We start from the raw sequence: 23,094 nt of genomic DNA on the forward strand, positions 1-23,094 counted from the left end.
GGGAGTGGAGCGGGCACCGCCGGGACAAGGATCGATCCAACCCATCGTTCCGGTGATCCCTGGAGGACCACGTGCGCAAGAGGCTGATCGTCTCTGCTGCCAGTGCCCTGAGCCTTTTCCTGGCCGTTCCCGCCTCGGCATCCGACTTCCAACCCGGTGCGGCCGGGGTCGGCGACTCCTATTACCCGACCTACGGCAACGGCGGATACCGCGTCTCCCACTACGACATCCGGCTGAAGTATCAGCCCGCCACCGATGAACTCGAAGGCACCACCACCCTCCTGGCCACGGCGACCCAGGACCTCTCCCGGTTCAACCTCGACTTCGGGCTGGACGTCTCCGAGGTGCGGGTCAACGGACGGCCCGCGACCTTCCGGACCAGCGGCGAGCAGGAGCTGGAGGTCACCCCCGCCCGGCCGCTCGCCAAGGGCAGCCAGGCCACCGTGGTGGTCCGCTACAAGGGCGTGCCGTCCACCGTGAAGAAGTACGGCTTCACCGCCTGGCTGCGCACGCCGGACGGCGCGGTGGCCGCCGGCGAGCCCGAGTCGGCGTGGTGGTGGTTCCCCAGCAACGACCACCCGAGCGACAAGGCCACCTTCGACATCTCGGTGCTGGTGCCGGACGGCAACCAGGTCATCAGCAACGGCATCCTGGCCGGCACCTCCTCGCAGGCCGGCTGGACCCGCTACAGCTGGCGCGAGAACAAGCCGCAGGCGACGTACCTGGCCACCCTCGCGGTCGGCAAGTTCGACGTCACCACCGACACCACGCCGAGCGGGCTGCCGGTCTACAACGCGTACAGCAAGGACCTCGGCGACAACGCGGACGCGGCCAAGGCGAGCGTCGAGCGCACCGGCGAACTGGTCGACTGGCTGAGCGGCTACTTCGGCGACTACCCGTTCAGCTCGGTCGGCGGCTACGTCCCCAACGTGCCGACCGGCTTCGCGCTGGAGACCCAGACCCGGGTCTTCTACAGCCCCCGGCAGTTCGCCAAGGGCTCCAACACCTCGGTGGTCGTGCACGAGCTGGCCCACCAGTGGTACGGCGACAGCGTCTCGCTCTCGCGCTGGAGCGACATCTGGCTCAACGAGGGCTTCGCCCGGTACGCGCAGTTCCTCTGGTCCGAGCACGAGAACGAGGGCACCGCGCAGGAGCTGGCCGACTACGTCTACGCCTCGCACCCGGCCGACGACAAGTTCTGGACCGTCAAGCCGGGCGACCCGGGCCCCGACAACCAGTTCGCGGGCGCCGTGTACGACCGCGGTGCGGTCGCCATCCAGGCGCTGCGCAACGCCCTCGGGGACGAGAAGTTCTTCGCGATCCTCAAGGGCTGGCCGACCGAGCGCCGTTACGGCAACGCCACCATCCCGGAGTTCCGGGCGTACGCCGAGAAGGTCTCCGGCAAGAAGCTCGGCGACCTCTTCGACACCTGGCTGTTCACCGCCGCGAAGCCGGCCACCGGGCCGGTGCCGGCCGGCACCGCTGCGGCGGCCTCGCTCGCGCCGGGAGCGGGAGCGGATGCGGGTGGTGCGGATGCGGGTGGTGCGGATGCGGGTGGTGCGGGTGCGGCTGCGGGCAAGGCTGCGCAGGTGCCGGCGGAGCCCAAGTCCTGGAAGAAGATCCAGGAGACCAACTCGCTGCACGACGCGGGGCACTGACGCCCGCACGTGTGCCGGGGTGACGGGCGCGGCCCGGCCGGCCGCTCGCGCGGGAGCGGCCGGCCGGGCCGCTCCGGCGCCGTCCGCCGCCGGCAGTTCGGTGAGGCGGCGGACGGCGAGAGGTATGAGGTCGCGGACCGGGACCATCGTTCGGGGCCGACCTCGGCGGGCGGCACTGACGACAGGTCAGGACGGGGGCGCCCGCCGTCAGTCGATCGACTTCGCGGCGTCGGTGAACCTCGGGTAGTCAGTGAGGCCGGTCGCCTCCTGGCCGTAGAGGTGGGTCGGGTCGACGGGGGCGAGCGGGGCGTGGGCGGCGAATCGTTCCGGCAGGTCGGGGTTGGCGATGAAGGCGCGGCCGTAGGAGACCAGGTCGGCCACGCCGGAGGCCAGGACCGCCTCGCCGCGCTCGCGGTCGGTGGCGGCGCGGTTCTCGCCGACGTTGGCGATCAGCGGGCCGGACCAGCGGGGACGCAGGTCGGCCAGGGCCGGGTAGTCGTCGTTGTCGGTGAGGTGGAGGTAGGCGAGGCCGAGGCCGTCCAGTTCGGCGAGCAGGGCCCGGTAGACCGGCGCCGGGTCGGCCTCGTGCATGCCGAACTGCGGGTTGCCGGGGGACAGGCGCAGCCCCAGGCGCTCCGGGCCGATCGCGGCGGCGACGGCGGTGACCAGCTCGATCGGGAAGCGCAGCCGGTCGGCGAGGGTGCGGGGGCCGTACTCGTCGGTGCGCAGGTTGGTGTTGTCGGCCAGGAACTGGTGGATGAGGTAGGAGTTGGCGCCGTGCAGCTCCACGGCGTCGAAGCCGGCGGCGAGCGCGTTGCGGGCGGCGTCGACGTGGTCGGTGACGGCCTGCCGGATCTCCTCGCGTGTCATCGCGCGCGGGGTGACGGCCTCGGCCTTGCCGCCGCCCTTGACGTGCACCGGGCCGGGTGCGGGCACGGCGGAGGGGCCGGCCGGGAGGTCGCCGAGCAGCCGGTTGAGCGGGTGGCCCTGGCGGCCGCCGTGCATCAGCTGGGCGACGATCCGCCCGCCGGCCGCGTGCACGGCCTCGGTGACCGCACGCCAGCCGGCCACGTGCGCGGGCGTCTCCAGGCCCGGCAGGAACCAGCCGGACTGGCCGCGGCTGCTGGGCCAGATGCCCTCGGTGACGATCAGGCCGGCGCTCGCCCGCTGGGCGTAGTACTCGGCGACGACGGGCAGCGGCGTACCGTCCTCGGCGGCCCGGTAACGCGTCATCGGGGCCATGACGACGCGGTTGGGGAGGTCGAGCGAGCCGAGGCGGTACGGGCTGAGCAGGGATTCCGTGGTGGTGGTCATGCCGGTACGGTAGAACCTGACACCGGTGTCAGGTTCAAGCGTCAGCGGGGTGGGGCGACGCCCGCCTCGGTGCCCGGCTTGCCCGCCCCGGTGTCGGCCTCGGTGAGGACCAACTCCTCGATGCCGTACAGGAAACGCTCCATCGCCGGGCGCGGGAGCACGGCCGGGTTCGCCGTCATGGCCAGGCTGATCGCCTCGGGGGACTGCAGGGCGTCCAGGGCGTAGGTCAGGCCGGGGCGGGGCTCGAACTCGACCGGCCAGCTGAGGGTCGTCCGGTCGTTGCCCGGGTCGGGGGCGGCCGGGAGCAGGTCGCGGGTGTCGTTGAAGACGCAGGACCGGTCGGCGAGCGGGACGCCCTCGGCGGTCAGCCGCTCGATCTCGGTGGCCAGGGCGAGCCGGTCGAAGTAGGCGTGCCGGTAGGTGCCGATCGCGGCGGCGTGGGTGCGGCGCACGACCTCGCCGAACTCGCCGGTGGCGTCCGGGAGATGGAACAGGCCGTCGCCGGCGACCACGCTCACCGCGTCGGCCAGCTCGGGCAGGAAGCGGTTGTTGACCACGACGTTCAGCACGGCCTCGGTCGTCCCGGCGAGCCTGGCGGTCATCGCGGCCGTCGCGGCGAGCAGCACGGAGCCGGTGCTGACCCGGTGGGCGGCCGCCACCCGTTCGACCGCGCGGGCCAGGGCGGGGGAGCGCAGCACCGCGTTGGGGAACGGGGCGGATGGGTCGGAGGCGGGCGGGAACAGACGGGGCGGGCCCTGGCGCAGTTTGCGCAGGACCTGCCGGCGGGCGGCCGCGTCGCGGCGTGCACCGCGCTCGGAGGTCTGGAACCCGGCTTCCTCCAGCGGCTGTTGGGACGGTCTGCGGAGCTCGTCCGACGCCTGCGGGGAGCTGTCGAGGCAGAGCGCGGTCAGGTCCGCGACCAGGCGGCTCATCCCGGAGCCGTCGACCGCCGTGTGGGAGAGCACCAGGCTGATGTGCCGGACCAGGTCGTCCGCCACCACCAGGCCGACCCGGATCGGCCACTGCGCGGCGGTGTCGAAGGGTTGCGCCGCCAGCTCCTCGTGCAGTCGGGCGCCGAGCTCCGCCGGGGCATCGCGCTCGCCGGCGGTCCGGACATCGATGCCCAAGGTGCCTTCCGGGTCCACGACTTGGCGCAGCGGGCCGCCGTCGTCGTCGGGCGGGAGCAGTCGGGTGTGCAGCGAGTCGTGCCGGTGCAGCAGGCGCTCCAGTGCGGCGAGCAGGACGGGCAGCGGCAGCCCCGGGTCCAGCGGCGCCGCGGTGGTGATGTTGTAGCGCGGCGCGTCGGCCGGGGGCAGCCGTCGGACGGCGTCCCAGATGGCCTGCTGGCCCCAGGTGGCGGGGCCGGAACCGGCGCGTCCGGACGAGAAGGCGATCTCCAGCGGGTGGCGAGTGGTCACGGTGAGGCTCTCCGTTGTGCGGTGGGCGTGACGTCGTGCCGGTGCGTTGGGAGCGCGGGGTGCTGCTGGGGAGAGTGTGGCGCACCTGCTGCGGCGCGTCGAGGGGGCCGGGCGCTCGGGGTCGGGTGGTGGGGGCTCGGGAAGATGGGGGTTCCGCAGGTGTCTTGATATGAAGTATCTTGATGTCGAGATTGATGTCGATCATGCAACGGGGGCCTGCCATGCAGGGGAACGGACTGATGGCGCAGCTGCGGAAGCCGCCGGGCGGGCGGGACGCGCGGATCATGCTGCTCGCACAGTGCGTGGACCGGACCGGGACCGGCGTGTGGGCGGCCGCCTCGGTCCTGTACTTCACCTACGTGTGCGGGATGGACGCCCGGCAGCTCGGCCTGCTGCTGGGAGTCGGCGCGGCGGCCGGGATCGCCGGGTCGCCGCTGGCCGGGCGGGCGGCCGAGCGGGTGCCGGTGCGATGGCTGCTGATCGGCTGCCACCTGCTGCGGCTCGGCACGATGGGCCTGCTGCTGGTCGTCGACGACTTCGCCGCGCTGCTGCCCGTGGTCGCCCTGACCTGCCTGGCCGAACGGGCCGCCAAGACCCTGGAGATGCTGTTCGCCACCCGCGTCGCGGGCGAGCGGCGCGGCACCTACCAGGCGCTGTTCCGCAGCGTGGCCAACGCCGGGTACGCCCTCGGCGCGGGCGTCTCGGCGATCGGACTGGCCGTCGGCACCACGACCGCCTACCGCGCGCTCATCCTCGCCAACGGGCTCTCCTACGTGCTGGCCGCCGTGCTGGTCTGGCGCACCCGGGAGCCCCGTGGGCACGGCCTGGCCGCGGCGGCCGCCGGGGAACAGCCGGCCGGCGACCCGACGCCCGTGCCGAGCCCCTGGCGGGACCGGGGCTACCTGCTGTTCGTCCTGCTCGACATGCCACTGAACCTGGACGACTCGATCCTCAACGTCGGACTGCCGCTCTGGCTCGTCCACCACACCGGCGCACCGCACGCCGTCGTCCCGGTCTTCCTCGTCCTCAACACCGTGCTCGTGGTCGTGCTCCAACTGCGCATCTCCGCCTGGGCGGAGGGCCCGCGCGGGGCGGCCGCGGCGGTGCGCTGGTACGGGGCGACGCTGCTGGGCAGCTGCCTGCTGATCGTGCTCGCCACCGACGGCGGGCCGTGGACGGCCTCGATCGCGCTGCTGGCCGCGGCGATGCTGATCACCCTGGCGGAACTGCTGCGCTCGGTGAGCTCCTGGGAGCTCGCGGTCTCCCTGGCGCCGCCGCGCGCCCAGGCCTCCTACCTGGGGGTGGCCGGGATGTCCCAGTCGGTGCAGAAGTCGGCGGGCCCGCTGCTGCTCACCGGTGCGGTGATGGCGGCCGGTCCGGCCGGCTGGCTGGCCCTCGGCGCGGCGACCGTCGGCCTCGGCGCGCTCCAGCGCCGGGCCAGCCTGCGCCGCCTGGCGGCCCTGGCCGGGCCGGCCGCCGCCGGGGCCGAGCCGGCGCGGCGGACGGGTGTGGCGGTCGGCTGAGCCTCGGCGCGGGGCGTTGCGGGGCGTTGCGGTGTGTCGCGGTGCGGTGCGATCCGTCAGCGGGCGGCGGCGATGACCGGGCGGGCGCGCAGGACCCAGACGGTGGCCGGGGCGGTGCACAGGGCTGCCAGGGCGACTGCCCCCGCGGTGACCAGGCCGACCGGACGCCAGGGCAGGGCCCAGGGCGCGGGCACGCCGAGGGCGGCCAAGGCGGCGTGCATGGTGGCGAGTTGGGCGGCGGTGACGGCGCAGCCGAGTGCTGCGCCGACGGCCGCGACCAGGACCGACTCGGCGGTCACCAGGCGCACGACCTGGGCCCGGGTGGCGCCGGCCAGCCGGAGCAGGGCGAGTTCGCGGCGGCGGTCCGCCGTGGTGGTGAGCAGGGTGCCGGCGAGCGTGATGCCGGTGTAGACGACGGCCAGGCCGAGCACGAGGGCCGTACGGAGCCGGGCGATCCGGCCGGTCGCAGGCGCGGCGACGGCGAGCCAGTCCGCCCGGGTGAGCACCGTCGCTCCGTACGGCGTGGCGGAGACGCGTGCCGCGGCGAGGGCGGCCGTACGGTCGGCTCCGGGGGCGAGGCGGAGTTCGATCCGGTCGACACGGGCGCCCGGGGCGTTGGCGGGGGTGACGTACAGCCCGTCGGCAGCGAGGCCGTCGCGCAGCACGGCGGCGACCCGCAGGGCCGTCCGGCTGCCGTCGGCCCGGATCACCGGCACCCGTTCGCCGACCGTACGGCCCCATTCGGCGGGCAGCACCAGGGCGTCGTCGTCCAGGGCGGCGGGGGTGCCGGCCAGCAGCGGGAGCCGGGCGAGGGCGGTCAGGCCGGCCGGGGCGGCGGCGCGGGCCTCGGCGCGCACCGGGACGCCGTCCGGCTCGACCAGGGCGAGCCGGGTGGGCGCGGTCGCGCAGACGGCATCCACGCCCGGGACCGTGCCCAGGGCCGCGACCAGCCGTGCCGTCGGCGCCGTCGGGGCCGAGCCGGGCACGACGACGAGGTCGGCGGAGGTACGGGCGGCGGCCTCGGCGCCACGGGCGGCGCTCACGGTGTCCAGCGCGCCCGCCAGCGAACCGGTCAGCGCCACCGCCACCAGCACCGGCGCCGCCACCGCCCCCGCCCCCGTCCGGCGCAGCGCGGAGCCGGCGTTCGCGCGCACCAGCCGGCCCGCGTGGCCGAACAGCCGCGCGGGCAGCAGCCGGCCGAGCCCGCGCACCAGCGGCGGCGCGAGCAGCGGGGAGAGCAGGCCGCACGCGCAGATCAGCCACATCGGCCGGGTGGTGTACGTCTTGCGGTGCAGCAGGTCCGCCGGGTCGGTGGCCAGCGCGGTACCGGCGAGCACGGCGGCGCCCAGGAGCAGGCCGAGACCGAGCACGAGCCGGCCGGGAGTCAGCACCCCGGTGTCGGCGTCGGCCGCGCTCAGCGCGTCCAGCGGGCCGACCCGGCCCGCCCGGCGGGCGGCCACCGCGACCCCGCCCAGGGCGACCAGCAGACCGGTCCAGAACGCGGCGTGCAAGGGCCAGACGGAACCGCTCGGCGCGAAACCCGCCGGGGCCATGCCGACCCCGGCCAGCCACCGGATCAGCAGGGGCGCGCCGAACCGGCCCAGCCCGCAGCCGACGGCGGACGCCGCCGCGGCCAGCAGCAGCGCCTCGGCGAGCACCGTACGGCGCACCTGCGCCCGGGTCGCGCCGGCCAGTCGCAGCAGACCCAGCTCGCGGCGGCGCCGCACGACCGCGTAGGAGTAGGTGGAGGCGACCACGAACGCCGAGACGAACACGCTCACCCCGCCGGCCGTTCCCAGGGCGGCGACCAGCGAGACCGACTCCTCGCCGCCGGGCGGCGCCTCGACCGCCGCGGCCAGGCCCAGCAGCATCACGGCGGTCATCGCGACGCCGAGGACGAGAGCGAGGAAGGCGCCGAGCAGGGACGGCCAGCGGGTGGTCAGGGAGGCGAGGGCGATCCGCAGCATTCTCATGGCCTCCAGCGAACCGCCCCGGGGCGGGGGCGGTCGGCGGGGCAGGGTCTACTTCGGACGGTGCGTCAGGGCCTACGTCCGACGGTGGGTCAGGGGCCGCTCCGGACGGTAGGGGTGGCCCTACCGGCCCTGCCCGGGTGCGGTGCCGGCGGTGTGCGGCCGCCGAGAGGTCGTAACGCCGGAGAAAGTAGGCCAGACCCTACCGCCGGGCGGGGCTGCGCTGCCTAGGGTGGGCGTTGGTGTACGGGCGGGACTTCTGCGGCAAGGGGATCAAGGGTGAGCGGGGGCGCGGTGGCCGGGACGGTCGCGGAGGACGGGCAGGGGACGGGCAGCGCCTGGGCGTCGGTGGCCAGGGCGGGCTTCCTGCGCTCCTCGGCGCCCTGGCGGGCGGCCGGATACCTGCTGGTCACCGGGGTGAGCGGGCTGCTGCTCTGCGCCGGGCTGCTGTTGTCGGCGGTGGTCGCCGGGGCCCTGGCAGCGGTGCTGATCGGGGTGCCGCTGGCGGCGGCGCTGGGCCTGGCCGGGCTGCCGGTCGCCGCCTGGGAGCGCCGCCTGGTCCGCTACCTGGACGGCGGCCGCGTTGCGGACCCGCACCGCGTCCCCGAACGGCCGGGCCTGGCAGCCTGGTTACGGCTGCGCTACCGGGAACAGGCGACCTGGCGGGAGCTGGGCTTCGCGCTGCTCGCCGCGTTCGTGCTCTGGCCGATCGACCTGGCAGTGGTCGGCTGCGTGCTCGCCGTGCCCGGCTACCTCGTCGCCGCGCTGCCGCTGTTCGTGCTCGACGGCGAGCAGGTGAACGTGCTCAAGGTCGTCGAGGTGCACTCGGCGGTGCTCGCCGCGCTGCTCGGCCTGGCCGGGCTGCTGCTGCTTCCGCTGCTGGCCTATCCGGTGGCGGTGGTGGCCGCCGCGCGGGCGTCGCTGGTCCGGCTGGTGCTGGCGGCGCCCGGCGGGCGGGAGCAGCGGATCGGTGAACTGGTACGCTCCCGAGCCCGGTTGGTGGACGCCTTCGAGGCGGAGCGGCGGCGGATCGAGCGCGACCTGCACGACGGGGCCCAACAGCGCCTGGTGGCCCTGACGATGGCGCTCGGGCTGGCCCGGCTGGACGCGCCGGCGGACGGTCCGCTGGTCGCCCGGCTCGCCGACGCCCAGCGGGAGGCGGGTGAAGTCCTGGCCGAGTTACGGGAGTTGATCAACGGGATCCATCCGCAGGTGCTCACCGACCACGGCCTGCCGGAGGCCTGCGGGGACGCCGCCGACCGCTCGCCGATCCCCGTCACCACCCGCTTCGACCTGCCCGGCCGGCTGCCGGCGCCGGTCGAGTCGGCCGGCTACTTCGTCGTCACCGAGGCGCTCGCCAACATCGCCAAGCACAGCGGGGCGAGCACCGCGAGCGTCGAAGGACGGTACCTGGAAGGCTGGTTGACGGTCGAGGTGGCGGACGACGGCCGCGGCGGCGCCAACCCCGAATGCGGCACCGGACTGACCGGGCTGGCCGACCGGATCGCGGTCGTGGACGGCATCCTGACGGTCAGCAGTCCGGTCGGCGGACCGACCCTGGTGCGGGTGGAGATCCCCTGCACCCCGATCGACGGAGGAGCGGGGCGACGATGAGTGAACCGACGGCGGAGGGCCTGCGGTTGGTGGTCGCCGAGGACGGCGTCCTGCTGCGCGAGGGACTGGTCGGGCTGCTGGCCCGGTTCGGGCACCGGGTGGTGGCCGCGGTCGGCGACGCCGGGTCGCTGTGCGTGGCGGTCGAGCAGCACCGGCCGGACCTCGTCGTCACCGATGTCCGGATGCCGCCCGGCCAGACCGACGAGGGCCTGCGGGCGGCCCTGCTGCTGCGCGAACGGACCCCCGGGCTGCCCGTCCTGGTGCTCAGCCAGTACGTGCAACGCTCGTACGCGGCCCGGCTGTTGGACGCCGGGGACGGCAGCGGCGTCGGCTACCTGCTGAAGGACCGGATCGGGCAGATCGAGGAGTTCGTGGCGGCAGTCCACACGGTGGCCGCCGGGGGAACGGTGGTGGACCCGGAGGTGGTGCGGCAGCTGCTGCGCCGCCGCCGGGACCCGCTGGAGCGGCTGACCCCGCGTGAGCGTGAGGTGCTGGCGCTGATGGCGGCGGGGCGGTCGAACGCGGCGATCTGCCGGGAGTTGGTGGTGTCGGAGGCGGCGGTGGGCAAGCACATCGGCAACATCCTGATGAAGCTCGACCTGCCGCCGGCCGAGGAGACGCACCGCCGGGTGCTGGCGGTGCTGCAGTTCCTCCGGGCCTGAGGCCGGTGCCGAGCTCTGCCCCCGCCGGGACCCGCCCGCTCACCCTGCTCACGGTGGCGGGCGGGGGGTCCGGGACGCAGCGGCTCAGGAGCGCACGGCCGTGACGACGTGGTAGTCGAGGAGTCCGTCCCGCCAAGCGGGGAGGAAGTTGCGGGTCCAGTGGCCGGGCGGGACGACGTCGACGAGGTAGCGGTCGAGGCCGGGCCAGACGTCGGAGCCGACCGATTCGGTGTGGACGTCGGTGAAGTCGGCCTTGCCGAGGTCGGTGGTGAACCCGCCGAGGGTGTGCGGGACGTCGAGCCCGTCCGCGAAGCTGGCGAGCAGGATGCTCAGGCGCTCGGCGACCTCAGGGCCCCCGGCGGCGAAGAAGGTGGTGACGGCGAGCCGGCCGCCGGGGCGCAGGACGCGGGCGGCCTCGTGCGCGAAGCCGGTGAGTTCGCGGAAGTGCTGGGCGGCCTCGACCGAGTAGACGCCGTCCAGGGAGGCGTCGGAGAAGGGGAGTTCGTCGGCGGCGCCGATGGCGTAGGCGAGGCGGTCGGGGTAGGTGGCCAGGGCCTTGGCGTTGACGGCGCGGGCGCGTTCGACCTGGTCGGGGTGGATGTCGACGCCGGTGACGGCGGCGAAGCGGAACTCGCGCAGGGCGAGGGCGGCGCCGAGCCCGCGTCCGCTGCCGACCTCGGCGAGGCGCAGCTGTTCGCGCGGCTCGGGGAAGGTGCGCAGCACGCGGCGGTACAGCTGCTCCTGGCTGTGCACGCGGTCGTCGGGGGTGGGGGCGGTGAGGTCGATGCCGTGCCAGTCGCCGAAGTTGATGAATCCGCCGGCGAAGCTGGCGGCCTTCGATAGGTCACCGGCGCCGTAGGTCTGGCGTACGGTCGGGGGAATGCGGTTGTGGTCCATGGGCCGCTGGGTCTCCTGATCGCTGGGCGTCTCCTGCTCGGTGGGCGCCCGGGCGCCGGACGCGCCGAGGTACGTACCCAAACCGGTGGTGGTCCGAACACGGTACGTGATGGACGGATGTGCTTGGTGGGAAAAGGGGCGTGGTGGTGCTCCGAGGGGGCTCGGAACACCACCACGCGACCGGGGGCGGCTACCGGGAGAGGTCGGCCGGGGCGTCGATCCTGGTCAGTTTCCGGGGGTTGCGCACGATGTAGACCCGGGTGACCCGGCCGTCCTCCACGGCGACGCTGACCACCGAGGGCTCGCCGCCGAGGTCGATCCGGCCGGCCGGCGCGCCGTTGAGCCACACCGTCTCGGTGTCGAACCCGAGCGGCGCCCGGTGGGCGCGCGCGAGCAGGGCCGCCACCGCCTCGGCGCCGTGCAGCGGGGCGAGCAGGGCCGGCGCGATCCCGCCGCCGTCGGCGATCAGGACCACGTCCGGCGCCAGGACCTCCATCAGGTCCTGCAGCCGACCGGTGCGCAGCGTCTCCAGGAAGCGCTCCACCACCCGCTCCTGTTCGGTGCGGCTCACCCGCACCCGCGGCCGCCTGGCCGCCACGTGGCCGCGGGCCCGCCGGGCGACCTGCCGCACGGCGGCCGAGCTCTTGCCGACGGCCTCGGCGATCTCCTCGTACGGCAGCTCGAAGACCTCGCGCAGCACGAACACCGCCCGCTCGGTCGGCCCCAGCGTCTCCAGCACGGTGAGCATCGCGAACGAGACGCTCTCCGCGAGTTCGACGTCCTCGGCGACGTCGGGGCTGGTGAGCAGCGGCTCCGGCAGCCACTCGCCGACGTACTGCTCGCGCCGTCGGGACAGCGTCCGCAGCCGGTTGAGGGACTGGCGGGTGACGATCCGGACGAGGTACGCCCGCGCGTCCTGTACCTGCGATTCGTCCACGCCGGCCCATCGCAACCAGGACTCCTGCAGCACGTCCTCCGCGTCGGCGGCCGAGCCGAGCAGTTCGTAGGCGACGGTGAACAGCAGGCTGCGGTGGGTGACGAAGGGGTCGGCGGCCGGGGTCACGGTCATGCCGACGGCCCTCCGGCGGCGGGGCGCCCGGCGAGCGGGACCTCGCAGGAGTCGGAGAAGCCCTGCGAGGAGACCCCGTTGGCGATGTTGTTCCTGGCCGCCATGTTGGCGAAGGCGACATAGGCGGTGAGTTCGACCATCGCGGCGGGGCCGAGCGCGTCGAGCAGACCCCCGTACTGCTCGTCGGTGACGGTCGGGGGCGTGACGGACATCGCCTCGGCGTACTCCATCACGTCCCGCTCCAGCGGCGTGAACGCCTCCGAGGCCCGCCAGTTCGGCACCTGGCTGGCCTTGGCCAGGTCCAGGCCCTGGTTCCGCGCCTGGAAGTAGTTGATGTCCAGGCACCAGCTGCACCCGACCAGCGAGGCCACCGCCATGTGGGCGAAGGACTTGAGGCTTTCGTCGAGTGCGTCCCAGGTGGCGAGCCTGCCCGCGAACTCCGTGTTCGCGGCGGCGACCCCGGGGTTGTGCCAGATCACCTCGGTGGGCTCGAAGACGGCGCCGAACGCCTCGATCATCTTCTCGCCGAGCTCGGTGGGCAGCTGGGCCTTCGGCAGACGGAGTGCCATGGAATCCTCCTCGTGTGGTGGTGCGTTCGGGTCGTTCGGCATGAAGACACCGGAGGACGGGCGGATGTGACAGGCGGATGGGGCCGCCGAATCGGACCGGCGGATCGGACCGGGGGGAGAAAAATCCCCGACGGGCGGGCGGCCGGTTCGCTACAGTCCGCGGGATTCCCGAGATCGTGACCACACCCTGAGGAGAACGTCCCCGTGAACGTCCCCGACGAACGCCCCGCCCCGCCGCTGACCGGCGGTGAGCGCGAGATGCTGCGCGGCTTCCTGGACTTCCACCGGGCGACCCTCGCCATGAAGTGCGAGGGCCTGACCGACGAACAGCTGCGGCAGCGCTCCAGCCCGCCCTCCACACTGACCCTGCTCGGCCTGGTCCGGCACATGGCCGAGGTGGAACGCACCTGGTTCCGCCGGGTGATCGACGGCCAGGACCTCCCGCTGGTCTGGTCCGCGGACGGCGACTACCAGGCCGCCTACGACCCCACCGGATCCACCCGCGCCGAGGCCTTCGCCGCCTGGCAGACCGAGGTCGAACACGCCCGCCGCATCGAACGCGCCGCCGACTCCCTCGACGTCACCGGCTACCAGGCCCGATGGGACGCCGAGGTGTCGCTGCGCCTGGTGATGCTGCACCTGATCCACGAGTACGCCCGCCACAACGGGCACGCCGACTTCCTGCGCGAGGCCATCGACGGCGTCGTGGGGGCGTAGGGCGCGCCGTCGGCGCCCGGCCCGCGCTACCAGCCGAGGAGGTGGGTGCGGTGGGTGAGGGCGGCGAGGACGGACTTGGTGGTGGTCTCGGTGGTGAGGTCGGTGGTGTCGAGGGTGTGGGTGGTGCCGTCGGGGGCCGGGCCGGGGTGGAGAACGACGTAGTGGAGGGTGGTGCCGGTGGCGCGGCTCTCGCGGCGGAAGGTGTCGAGGGCGGCGGGGGCGGTCCGGCACTCGACCACGACCTGGTAGCCGCGGGTGGCGTACGCGAAGGCGGCCTGGGCGGCGGCGGCCAGGGCGGCGGCGTGCCGGCGTCCGGCCTCCGGCAGGTGGGGCGGCGGCTGGTCGCCGCGGATGGCCCGCAGGAAGTCGGCCGTCCGCAGGTGGACGCCCGGGTTCAGCTCCCGTGCGAGCTGCGCCGCGACCGGGCCGTCCCCCGCCCCGGACGGGTCGACAAGGACGACGACGCCACCGGCGCCCCGGCCGCCCCCGAGCTCCGGCCCACCTTCGGTCGTACGGTTCACAGCTGCTGATCCCTTCGCGGGCCGGGGACGGGCGGGTAGCCGGGGCGAGGCGGTCGGAGTGCGGAGGAGCTGGTCGGCACGGATCCGGACAGCCGACCGCCTCGTCCCTACGACTGATGCGTTTCGGGGATCAACCTAGTCCAAACGGGTGCCGGAGTCGTCCCCCGCCTGGTGAACGGCCGGGGCGGCGGGTGGGGCGGCAGGGGGATTCGGCGTGGGATCGGCCCGGGGCGGTGGCCGGTCAGTGGTCCTGGGTGCGCAGGACGATCGGGTTGGTGAGGGCCGCCATCGGGCCCCAGGGGAGGTCCGGGCCCATCGCGTTGCCCTTGCCCGGCGTGCCGTCCGCCTTGGGGTGGCGCACCTCGGCCCGGACGTACGCGGCGAGCGAGGCCGTCGTGCGCCACACCACCGTGCCGGAGCCGTCGGCGGGCAGCGGCTCCTGGTGCATCTGCCCCTCGTCGGTGATCAGCCGGACGGTGCCGCCGGGCACGCCCGCCACGGTGAGCCGGACGTCCAGCGGCGCGTCTCCCGGGACGGTCAGCTCCTCGCCGATGCCGGCCTGGCGGCCGTGCCCGGTGACGGTGAACTCCAGTCGGACGGCGGAGGATTCGGCGAGCCAGCTGCGCCCGTCGCGCAGCCCGTCCAGGATCGCGTCCCGGGTGAGGTCCTCGGCCAGCACCACGTTGTGCGGGGAGCCGATGACCTGCGGCTCGCTGTGCGCGTCGCTGTTGCCCATGGCCGGGAGCCAAGAACGGCCCTCGCGCAGGGCGACGGCGAGCCGGCCGTCCCAGGTGTCCACCGCGGACTCGTCGTCGTACGTCCAGGGGCCGTTCCACACCTCGACCGCGTCGGCCTGGTCGTAGCCGAACTTCCACTGGCAGGCGACGTACGGGCAGTACGGATGCGCGGGCACCACCAGGCCGCCGGAGCGGTGGACCTGGCGGGCGAAGCGCGGGAACTCCTCGTCGCGCGAGCGGTAGCGCCAGTCGACGAACCGGCCGGCCTCCAGGCCGAGGGCCAGCCAGTGGCCGTTGCGGGTGGTGATCTCCTCGCCCGGGAGGATCAGCAGGTCCGGGCCGGCCAGCGGGCCCCAGACGGCGTGCGAGGAGCTGGTGTTGTGGTCGGTGGAGACGATGAAGTCCAGTCCGGCGGCGCGGGCCCCGGCCGCGACCTCCTCGGGCAGGCGCCGTCCGTCGGAGTGCACGGTGTGCAGGTGGCAGTCGCCCCGGTACCAGGCCCGGCCGCGGCCGCGGGCCCGTTCCGCCGGGTAGTGCGGGGTGAAGTGCGGCCCGGGCGCGCCGAACCGGAGGGTGACCTGGACGCGGTAGTCCAGGCCCTGCGGGGCGACCTGGTACGGGCCGAGCACGACGTGCCAGGTGCCGGGGTTGATCGGGCCGGGGAGGTAGCCGGGGGTCGCGGCGTCGCGGGCGAGGCTGAACTCGGTGCGGAAGCCGCCCGACCAGCCGCGGAAGCCGGGGCCGCCGAGGTCGGTGCCGCGCTCGTCGAAGATGCCGATGTCGCAGGAGTTGCCGGGGGTGCCGGCCGGGACCGGGGGCTTGTCGTAGCCGTAGGAGACGGCGATCTCGCGGACGCCCTCCGGGACTTCGACCGGGAGGTGGACGAAGTCGGGTGCGCCGGTGGGGAGATGGCCGGTGAGGGTGAGGACGCGGTCGCCGGGGTTCGGGTTCTGGCGCGGTGCGGCGGCGGCTTCGGCAGGGGTGGCGGTGGTGGCGGCCAGGCCCAGGGCGGTGGCGGCGCCGGTGGCGAGGCCGGTGCGGAGCAGGTCGCGGCGGGCGGGGTTCGGGGGCTGTGTGGGGGCGGCGGGATCGGTGGGGTCGCAGGGCTGTGTGGGGTCGGTGGGATCGGTGGGGTCGGTCGGCATCGTGGTCTCCGGGGCGCGGCGGGCGGGTCGCTCGCGGGCTTACCCCGGTGGGTGAACCGGGGGTGAGTCGGGGCTCACGGGGGCCGGGCGGGTCGGTGAAGAGGGGGCCGGCCGGGGGTGGGGGCGAGTTGCGGGGAGTGACGAATGGTCGGTTCATAGTCGTGTAAGCGGTTTATATGACGATTTATGGGCCGGGAGGCGGACGTGGCGGTGAGTCGGCGGACGCTGCTCATGGTGGTGGCCGGGGGCGCGCTGGCGGGGTGCGGAGCCAGGACGGCGGTGTCGGGGGCGGGGACGGGGGCGCCCGTACCGTCGGTCTCCGCCCCGGTGACGGCGTCCGGCACGGAATCAGGCATACCGGCGGAGACCGCTGCTGCGCCGACGGCTGCGGCCACCCCGGCGCCCGCGGACCCGACCGCCCCGGCCCCGGCCACCGCCGCCCCGGCCACCGCCGCCCCGGCCACCGCCGCCCCCAAGAAGGAGCCGACCCGGGCCGAGGTGGTCGAGCGGTACGGCGAGGCGAGCCCGGCCGACTGGGGACTGGACGTCCCCGGGGTGATCACCGAGCTGCCCGACGGCGAGAGCGCGACGGCGCTCACCTTCGACGCCTGCGGCGGCCCCGGCGGCAACGGCTACGACGCCGACCTGATCGACTTCCTGCGCGCGCACGCCGTCCCCGCCACGCTCTTCCTGAACGCCCGCTGGATCGACGCCAACCCGGACGAGTTCGAGCAGCTCGCCGCCGACCCGCTGTTCGAGATCGGCAACCACGGCACCGTCCACCGTCCGCTCTCCGTCACCGGCCGCTCCGCCTACGGCATCGCCGGGACCAGCGACGTCGGCGAGGTGTACGACGAGGTGGCGGGAAACGCGCGCAAACTCGCCGCACTGCTCGGGCAACCGCCCCGCTTCTTCCGCTCCGGCACCGCGCACTACGACGACGTCGCCACCCGGATCGTCGCCGACCTGGGCGAACGCGTCGCCGGCTTCACCGTGAACGGGGACGGCGGGGCGACACTCAGCGCCTCCCAGGTGCGGCAGGAGGTCGCGTCGGCCGGGCCGGGCGCGATCGTGATCGGCCACCTGAACCACCCGGGCGGCGGCACCGCCCCCGGGGTGGCGGCGGCGGTACCGGGGATGCTCGCGGCCGGGCGGCGCTTCGTCCGGCTCTCGGACGTGATGTAGGCCCGGGCGGGGGCGGTCCTCGGGGAGCGACTACGCGAGGCGCAGCCCCCCGGGGTGCTCCTCCTCGATGATCCGGACCAGCCAGTCGAAGACCGTCGCCCCCTTCCCCGCCCGGGCGGCGGCCAGCTCGGCGGCGACGTACTCGCGGTTGGCGGGGTGGCAGCGGGCCAGCCGCAGCTGCAGTTGGCGCGCGGTCTCCGGGTATCCGAGGTTGCGGCGGGAGACCTCGTGGTCGCGCCACTCGATGACCCAGTCCTCGTCGTCGGGCGTGCCGTAGCCGCCGCGCAGGCAGTCGGCGAAGGCGTCGAGGTTGCGGCCGAAGTAGCCGTCGTCGCCGATCTCCTGCCCGACGACGTCCCAGAAGTCCTCCAGGGTGCCGATCTTCCTGCCGTCGATCACATAGGTCACCGTCACGGGGTCGAGGATATGCCCGGGCCGGGAACGGGGCTTCACGGCGGGGCTCCGCCGGACAGGCCCTACGGCTCGACGGCGATGGCGGTGGCCAGCAGCCCTTCCCGGACGGCCCAGCGTCCGTCGAAGCCGTCGACGCGGCGCCCGCCGACCACCGGGCCGGGGACCAACAGGCGGGCGGTGAAGGTGCCGTCGGGGGAGAGGTCCAGCTCGGCCTCGCTGAACTCCAGGAACAGCTCGGTCAGCGGGAACCACGCCTTGTACACCGACTCCTTGGCGCTGAACAGGATGCGGTCCCACGGGGTGCCCGGGTGCGCGCCGGCCAGCTCGGCGAGGCGCTTCTGCTCGACCGGCAGGGCGACGACGTCCAGCACGCCCTCCGGCAGCGGTGCCGCAGGCTCGGCGTCGATGCCGACGGAGGCCAGGGTGCCGGCCCGGGCCACGGCGGCCGCGCGGAAGCCGTCGCAGTGGGTGAGGCTGCCGACCACGGTGTCCGGCCAGCTCGGCGCGCCGCGCAGACCCGGGACGAGCGGGCGGTAGGGCACGCCGAGCCGGGCCAGGGCGGCCCGGGCGCAGTGGCGGACGGTGGTGAACTCGCGGCGCCGCTTGTCGACCGCCCGGGCCAGGACGGCCTCCTCCTCGGGTTCCAGCCGGGCCTCCGGCGGGTCGTCGTACGCCACCACGGTCACCACGGCCTCCGGCAGCAGGTCCCCGATCACCCGTTCCCCCCTCGTTCTCCCGCGCGGGACGGTCGCCGCGCGGGACGAGGGTAACCCGGGCGGGGGGATCCCGGGGGGCCGTTCCCGGAGGTCCGTCGCCTGCGTGAGGCCCTAGGCGAGGGCTGGTGCTACTCGAAGGCGGCTGCCGCCTCGCGCAGCGCCCGGGCGACCGTCTCCGGGTCGTACGGTGCCGGTGCGCCGGGCAGGTAGGTGACGGAGTGCAGCGCGCCGGTGTAGCGGAAGGCGCGGTGGCGCTCGTGCACCGGCCAGGAGACCGGGGACTTGCGGTCGATGCCGACGCTGATGCCCTGGAACGGCGCCATGCCGATCAGCTGGTGGACCGGGCCGAGCCGGCCGACCCCGCCCCGGGGCTCGGCGCCGTCCACGAGCAGCCGGAACTCCCACTTGAGGTCGGCTACGGCGGTGGCCTCCAGGGTGACCCGTCGGGTGCCCGCCGCCAGTGGGCCGCCGTCGGCCTCCAGCAGCTCGCCGTACTGGTTGTAGGCGAGACGCAGCCGGCCGTCCTCGACGTAGAGGCTGTAGCCGCCGCCCTGGTCGCCGTGTGAGACGAGGACGCCCTGGTCGCCGTCGCGGTAGCCGTCCAGCGCGACCTCGACGGTGAAGGAGCGGAAGGAGATCAGCCGGGAGGAGCGGTAGCGCTCCAGCTCGGGGGTGCCGGGCAGCAGGGTGAGCGGGCGGCGCAGCCGGTCCGTCCCGGGGCCGCGCAGGGCGAGGGCGCCGCTGCCGTCGGCCAGCGGGAAGACGCCGTTGCGCCAGGCGGCCGCCTCCCAGGCGGCGGACAGCTCCTTGACCAAGGCGGGGTGGTCGGCGGCGACGTCGTGGATCTCGGTGGGGTCGGTGCGCAGGTCGTACAGCGCCCACTCGCCGTCGTCGTAGGGGGTGCCGGGGCGGTGCAGGGTGACCAGCTTCCAGCCGTCGCGGTAGTAGCTGCGGTTGCCTGTCATCTCGCAGTACTGCTCGTGGTGGGTGCTCGGGGTGGCGCCGTCGCGCAGGACGGCGGCGAAGCTGGTGCCGTCGAGCTCCTGGACGGGTCGGTCCCGGCGCTCCGACGGCCTTGCCACACCCGCGAGTTCGAGCAGGGTGGGGAGGACGTCGGTGACGTACTGGTACTGGGCGCGGACGCCGTCGTCGCCCTCGGCGCGCGGCAGGCCGGCCGGCCAGGAGAGCACGAAGGGGACGCGGACGCCGCCCGCGTAGGTCTGGCCCTTGTACAGCCGGAACGGGGTGTTGGAGGCCATGCCCCAGCCGCGCGGGTAGTGGACCAGGCTCTGCGGGCCGCCGATGAGGTCGATCTCGCGTTGGACGTCCGGGTTCCAGTCGTCCGGGAGTCCGGGGTGGTGGACGAAGCGGCTGAAGTAGCTGCGGGTGCCCTCGGCGCCGCCCTCGCCGGTACCGCCGTTGTCGCTGGTGAACACGATGATGGTGTTGTCGAGTTCGCCGAGGGCGGCCAGGGTGTCGGTGAGCCGGCCGAGGTTCTGGTCGACGTTGTCGACCATCGCCGCGTAAACCTCCATGTAGCGGGCGTACAACTTCTGCTGGACGTCGGTGAGTTCGTCCCAGGGGCCGACCTCGTACCCGGCCTCGGAGTTGCGCTCGGGCAGTTCGGTGCCGGGCGGGAAGTGGCCGGCGGCGAGCTGGCGGGCGAAGCGGGTGCGGCGCAGCTCGTCCCAGCCGCCGTCGTAGCGGCCCCGGTGGCGGGCCAGGTCGGCGGGCTTGGCCTGCAGCGGGCCGTGCACGGCGTTGTGGGCGAGGTAGAGGAAGAAGGGCTTGTCGTCGTCGTGGGCGCGCAGCGACTTGACCATCTTGATGGCCTGGTCGGTGATGTCGTCCGTGTAGTAGTAGTCGTCGGGGAACTCGTCGATGTCCAAGGGGCTGTTGTCGCGGACGAGTTGGTGCGGGTGGAAGAGGCTGGTCAGGCCCTCCAGGACGCCGTAGTACTGGTCGAAGCCCTTCTGCAGCGGCCAGTTGGCGCGGTCGTCGGCGGCGTTGGAGGCGGAGTCGCGGGTGAGGTGCCACTTGCCGACGGCGTAGGTGGCGTACCCGGCGTCGTGCAGCAGCTCGGCGAGGGTGGGGATGTCCCCGGCGACCTCCATGCCGTAGCCGGGGAAGCCGGGGTCGGCGTTGGCGACGAAGGAGTAGCCGACGCGGTGCGGGTTGAGGCCGGTCAGCAGGGCCGCCCGGGCGGGCGAACAGAGCGGCATGGTGTGGTAGTTGGCGAGCTTGACGCCGCCGGCGGCGAGGCGGTCCAGGGTCGGGGTGGGGATCTCGGCGCCGAACGGGCCGATGTCGCTGTAGCCCATGTCGTCGATCAGGACGACCACGATGTTGGGGGCGCCCTCGCGCGGGCGGACCGGCTGCGGCCAGGCGGGGGTGGACTCGCGGAAGGTGCGGCCGACGGTGCCGGGGAAACCGGCGTACGGGTCGCGCCGGCGCGGGTTCGCTCCGGGGGTGGTGGTCATGTGCTGCTCCGGGTGGTGGCTCGTGCGGTCTCCAGGCGCGGGACGGCGGCCAGGAGTTCGGCGGTGTAAGGGTGTTCGGGCGCGGTGACGACGCGGTCGGCCGGGCCGGTCTCGACGATCCGGCCCTGGTGCATCACCGCGATCCGGTGGCTGACCTGCCGGACCACGGCCAGGTCGTGGGCGATGAACAGGATCGCCAGGCCGAGCTCGCGCTGCAGCCGGGCGAGCAGGTCGATCACCTGGGCCTGGACCGAGACGTCCAGGGCGGAGACCGGCTCGTCGCAGATCAGCACGCTCGGCTCGGGCGCCAACGCCCGCGCGATGCCGATGCGTTGGCGCTGACCGCCGGAGAAGGCGCGCGGGTGGCGGTCGGCCGTGGCCGGGTCCAGGCCGACCTGCTCCAGCAGTTCGGCGACCCGGGCGGCGCGCTGTTCCCGGCCGCCGAGACCGTGGGCGATCAGCGGCTCGGCGATGATCTGCCCGGCGGTCATCCGGGGGTTGAGCGAGGAGTACGGGTCCTGGAAGACCAGTTGGACCTCGCGGTGCGGCCCGCCGCGACGGCTGCCGCGGCCCCGGGCAGGCCCCAGCTCCTCGCCGCGGAAGCGGATGGAACCGGCCGAGGGCGTGTGTGCCCGGACGAGCGCCCGGGCGAGGGTGGACTTGCCGGAGCCGGACTCACCGACCAGGCCGAGGGTTTCGCCGGGGTGCAGGTCGAGGTCGACGCCCTGCAGCGCGGTGACGGAGCGCCGCCGGGAGCCGTAGGTCTTGGCCAGGCCGCGGACGGTGAGCAGGGGGCGGGGGTCCGGGGTGCTGTTGGCGGCGGCCCGGGAGGGCTCGTCCAGCCGGGGAACGGCGGCCAACAGCTCGCGGGTGTACGGGTGTTGCGGGTCGGCGAGGACTTCGGCGGTGACGCCCTGCTCGACCACCCGGCCGTGGCGCATCACCAGCAGGCGGCGGCAGGTCTGGGCGATCACCCCGAGGTCGTGGCTGATCACCACCAGCGCGGTGCCCTGTTCCCGGTTGATCCGGGTGAGCAGCCGCAGGATCTGCTGCTGGACGGTCGGGTCGAGGGCGGTGGTGGGCTCGTCGGCGACCAGCACCTCGGCGTCGTGGGCCAGCGCGAGGGCGATCATGATGCGTTGGCGCTGGCCGCCGGAGAACTGGTGCGGATGGTCGCGCAGCCGGCCGGCAGCGTCCGGGATGCCGACCAGGTCGAGCAACTTGGTGGCACGGGCCAGGCGTTCGGCCTTCTTCGGGTGGCTTCCGTGGGCGCGCAGCGCCTCGTCGAGCTGTCGGCCGATGGTGAGGACCGGGTTGAGCGAGGACATCGGGTCCTGGAAGACCATCGCGATCCGCCGGCCGCGCAGGGCGCGCAGCGCCTTCTCGGGGAGGGCGGCGAGGTCCTGCCCGGCGAGTTCGACCGAGCCGGCGGTGATCCGGCCGCCGGGCGGCAGCATCCGCAGCAGGGCGAGCGCGGTGGTGGACTTGCCGGACCCGGACTCGCCGACGATGCCCAGGGTGTCACCGGCTCCCAGCGTGAATCCGACGCCGTCGACGGCGGTGGTGCCGGTGGTGGCGGCGGCGGAGGTCGTACCTCCGAACCGGACGGTGAGGTCCGTGACGTCGAGCGCGGTGGTCATCGGCGGATCCCCCGGTTCAGGGCCTCGGCGATCAGCGTGAAGCCGAGCACCAGCGCGGTGGTGGCGGCCAGCGGGGCGGCCGCGAAGGTCGGGTCGGTGGCGAGGTAGGCGACGGACTGGCTGAGGATGCTGCCCAGGGTGGGCTCCGGCGGGCGGACCCCGAGGCCCAGGAAGCTCAACGCGCCCTCGATGAACACGCCGAGCGAGAGCGCCACGGCGGTCTGCACGATCAGCGGGTCGACGGCGTTGGGCACGACGTGCCGCAGCAGCACCCGGGCCCGGGAGGCGCCGCCGACGCGGGCCGCCAGGGCGTACTCGCGCTCCCGCTGGACCAGGATCCCGGCCCGCAACTGCCGCCCGAAGCCCGGGATTTCGGCCAGCGCGATGACGACCACCACCGGCCAGCGGCCCGGGCCGAGGACGGCCGTCACGGCGAGGCCGAGGATCAGCCCGGGGAAGGCGAGCAGCAGGTCGAAGGCCCGCTGGACGGCGAGGTCGGCCCAGCGGGAGGTGGCCGCGAGCAGTGCGGCCGAGCAGCCGAGCAGGGCGCCGATCGGGACGGCGGTGACGATCAGGGCCAGGTCGGTGCCGATGCCGTGCAGGACCCGGCTGTAGAGGTCGCGGCCGAGGTCGTCGGTGCCGAAGGGGTGTCCGGCGCCGGGACCGGCCAGGGCGAGGGCGCTCTGGGCGTTCGGGTCGGTGGAGGTGAGCAGCGGGGCGAGCAGCCCGGCGAGGGCGACGAGGCCGACCAGGGCGAGGCCGGTCAGACCGCGCCAGGTGCGCAGCCCGGAGAGGTAACGGCTCTGCCGTGCGGGGGACTTGAGGGGAAAGGTGGCGGTGGTCAT

Annotated in this window: 19 protein-coding genes; 6 read left to right on the plus strand and 13 right to left on the minus strand. The window is 74.5% G+C overall.

Annotated elements, in window-relative coordinates; all coding sequences use genetic code 11:
- Positions 1 to 71: 71 nt before the first annotated feature.
- The gene (locus BX285_RS18575; protein ID WP_121175767.1) at positions 72 to 1,658 is read left to right on the plus strand and encodes a M1 family metallopeptidase; all 1,587 of its coding nucleotides are present in this window, start codon (positions 72 to 74) and stop codon (positions 1,656 to 1,658) included.
- Positions 1,659 to 1,865: 207 nt separating this feature from the next.
- Here the strand turns inward: BX285_RS18575 and BX285_RS18580 are convergent, their stop codons facing one another.
- Both BX285_RS18580 and BX285_RS18585 read right to left on the minus strand, forming a co-directional pair.
- On the minus strand, positions 1,866 to 2,972 hold the full coding sequence (locus tag BX285_RS18580) for an alkene reductase (protein ID WP_097239007.1): 1,107 nt from the start codon (positions 2,970 to 2,972) through the stop codon (positions 1,866 to 1,868).
- Positions 2,973 to 3,013: 41 nt separating this feature from the next.
- Positions 3,014 to 4,390, minus strand: a complete 1,377-nt coding sequence (locus tag BX285_RS18585; RefSeq protein ID WP_183107100.1) for a condensation domain-containing protein — start codon at positions 4,388 to 4,390, stop codon at positions 3,014 to 3,016.
- A gap of 239 nt (positions 4,391 to 4,629) precedes the next feature.
- Here BX285_RS18585 and BX285_RS18590 point away from each other — a divergent pair, with 239 nt between their 5' ends.
- Positions 4,630 to 5,913, plus strand: a complete 1,284-nt coding sequence (locus BX285_RS18590; RefSeq protein WP_259470573.1) for an MFS transporter — start codon at positions 4,630 to 4,632, stop codon at positions 5,911 to 5,913.
- 56 nt (positions 5,914 to 5,969) lie between these two features.
- On the opposite strand, the gene BX285_RS18595 is transcribed toward BX285_RS18590, so the two are convergent.
- A complete protein-coding gene (locus tag BX285_RS18595) occupies positions 5,970 to 7,886 on the minus strand; it encodes an FtsX-like permease family protein (RefSeq protein ID WP_121175771.1) in 1,917 nt (638 codons plus the stop codon).
- Positions 7,887 to 8,162: 276 nt separating this feature from the next.
- Here BX285_RS18595 and BX285_RS18600 point away from each other — a divergent pair, with 276 nt between their 5' ends.
- Positions 8,163 to 9,497: a sensor domain-containing protein gene (locus tag BX285_RS18600; protein ID WP_257032893.1), complete on the plus strand. Its 1,335-nt coding sequence runs from the start codon at positions 8,163 to 8,165 to the stop codon at positions 9,495 to 9,497.
- A gap of 29 nt (positions 9,498 to 9,526) precedes the next feature.
- Positions 9,527 to 10,159 carry a response regulator transcription factor gene (locus BX285_RS18605; protein ID WP_097240401.1) on the plus strand — a complete coding sequence of 211 codons (633 nt, stop codon included), beginning with the start codon at positions 9,527 to 9,529 and terminating at the stop codon, positions 10,157 to 10,159.
- Positions 10,160 to 10,243: 84 nt separating this feature from the next.
- Here BX285_RS18605 and BX285_RS18610 read toward each other — a convergent pair whose 3' ends face one another.
- The 3 genes from BX285_RS18610 to BX285_RS18620 all read right to left on the minus strand — a co-directional run bounded on the left by BX285_RS18610 (position 10,244) and on the right by BX285_RS18620 (position 12,694).
- Complete coding sequence (locus tag BX285_RS18610; protein WP_259470574.1) at positions 10,244 to 11,137, minus strand: class I SAM-dependent methyltransferase; 894 nt, start codon at positions 11,135 to 11,137, stop codon at positions 10,244 to 10,246.
- 109 nt (positions 11,138 to 11,246) lie between these two features.
- Positions 11,247 to 12,125, minus strand: a complete 879-nt coding sequence (locus BX285_RS18615) for an RNA polymerase sigma-70 factor (protein WP_097239011.1) — start codon at positions 12,123 to 12,125, stop codon at positions 11,247 to 11,249.
- Entirely contained in the window at positions 12,122 to 12,694 is a 573-nt protein-coding gene (locus tag BX285_RS18620; protein WP_121175775.1) for a carboxymuconolactone decarboxylase family protein, read from the minus strand. Before BX285_RS18620 ends, BX285_RS18615 begins: the two co-directional genes overlap by 4 nt.
- 258 nt (positions 12,695 to 12,952) lie before the next feature.
- Between BX285_RS18620 and BX285_RS18625 the strand changes: the two genes are divergently transcribed.
- Positions 12,953 to 13,411, plus strand: coding sequence for a DinB family protein (locus tag BX285_RS18625; RefSeq protein WP_097240402.1), 459 nt, complete (start codon positions 12,953 to 12,955; stop codon positions 13,409 to 13,411).
- A 26-nt stretch (positions 13,412 to 13,437) separates the two neighbouring features.
- Here the strand turns inward: BX285_RS18625 and BX285_RS18630 are convergent, their stop codons facing one another.
- Positions 13,438 to 13,932 (minus strand): hypothetical protein, encoded by a 495-nt coding sequence (locus BX285_RS18630; RefSeq protein ID WP_121175777.1) that lies wholly within the window; start codon positions 13,930 to 13,932, stop codon positions 13,438 to 13,440.
- Between the two features lie 241 nt (positions 13,933 to 14,173).
- Positions 14,174 to 15,814: a CehA/McbA family metallohydrolase gene (locus BX285_RS18635; RefSeq protein ID WP_183107101.1), complete on the minus strand. Its 1,641-nt coding sequence runs from the start codon at positions 15,812 to 15,814 to the stop codon at positions 14,174 to 14,176.
- Between the two features lie 204 nt (positions 15,815 to 16,018).
- Here BX285_RS18635 and BX285_RS18640 point away from each other — a divergent pair, with 204 nt between their 5' ends.
- Entirely contained in the window at positions 16,019 to 16,999 is a 981-nt protein-coding gene (locus tag BX285_RS18640) for a polysaccharide deacetylase family protein (RefSeq protein ID WP_259470575.1), read from the plus strand.
- 30 nt (positions 17,000 to 17,029) lie between these two features.
- Here the strand turns inward: BX285_RS18640 and BX285_RS18645 are convergent, their stop codons facing one another.
- The 5 genes from BX285_RS18645 to BX285_RS18665 form a co-directional block, all read right to left on the minus strand.
- Positions 17,030 to 17,413 carry a barstar family protein gene (locus BX285_RS18645; RefSeq protein ID WP_097239016.1) on the minus strand — a complete coding sequence of 128 codons (384 nt, stop codon included), beginning with the start codon at positions 17,411 to 17,413 and terminating at the stop codon, positions 17,030 to 17,032.
- A gap of 62 nt (positions 17,414 to 17,475) precedes the next feature.
- Positions 17,476 to 18,129, minus strand: coding sequence for a 4'-phosphopantetheinyl transferase (locus BX285_RS18650; RefSeq protein ID WP_121175780.1), 654 nt, complete (start codon positions 18,127 to 18,129; stop codon positions 17,476 to 17,478).
- A gap of 128 nt (positions 18,130 to 18,257) precedes the next feature.
- On the minus strand, positions 18,258 to 20,609 hold the full coding sequence (locus BX285_RS18655; RefSeq protein WP_121175782.1) for an arylsulfatase: 2,352 nt from the start codon (positions 20,607 to 20,609) through the stop codon (positions 18,258 to 18,260).
- Complete coding sequence (locus BX285_RS18660; protein ID WP_121175784.1) at positions 20,606 to 22,249, minus strand: ABC transporter ATP-binding protein; 1,644 nt, start codon at positions 22,247 to 22,249, stop codon at positions 20,606 to 20,608. Before BX285_RS18660 ends, BX285_RS18655 begins: the two co-directional genes overlap by 4 nt.
- Positions 22,246 to 23,094 (minus strand): ABC transporter permease, encoded by an 849-nt coding sequence (locus BX285_RS18665; protein ID WP_121175786.1) that lies wholly within the window; start codon positions 23,092 to 23,094, stop codon positions 22,246 to 22,248. The genes BX285_RS18660 and BX285_RS18665 overlap by 4 nt, the downstream gene beginning before the upstream one ends.

Source organism: Streptomyces sp. 1114.5 (assembly GCF_003635085.1).
Taxonomy (GTDB): Bacteria; Actinomycetota; Actinomycetes; order Streptomycetales; family Streptomycetaceae; genus Kitasatospora.